General features: G+C 66.3%; 1 protein-coding gene. It reads left to right on the top strand.

All coding sequences use genetic code 11. The features are described from left to right. Nucleotides 1–261 (top strand): hypothetical protein (locus tag ACPYOG_RS19835; protein WP_481295829.1); only part of this gene is annotated, 261 nt, incomplete at both ends.

Raw genomic sequence — 261 nt, 5'->3', positions numbered from 1 at the left:
ACCGTCAGCCGGTCATGAGCCCCCACGCCCTGGTCGCCGCGTTTGACGCCGATGGGGTGCTCAAATCCTCGGCGCAGCCGCCGGTCGCCCGCGCGCTGGCACCCGAGCTGTTCCTGCAAGAAGCCGAGCAGGTTGAGACCGGTCTGCGCCTGACCACCGTCAAGGGCGAGATTCTGTTGCGCACCCACAACGGTGATCTGCATCTGATCGCCGTCAGCAAGCTCTGGCAGAAGAACAACCTCAGCAACCTGGCGCCGGCCC

The organism is Leifsonia sp. HAY1-4F, from assembly GCF_056755275.1.
Note: the sequence above shows the minus strand (reverse complement) of the source record. Positions and strands in the feature narration are given on the sequence as shown.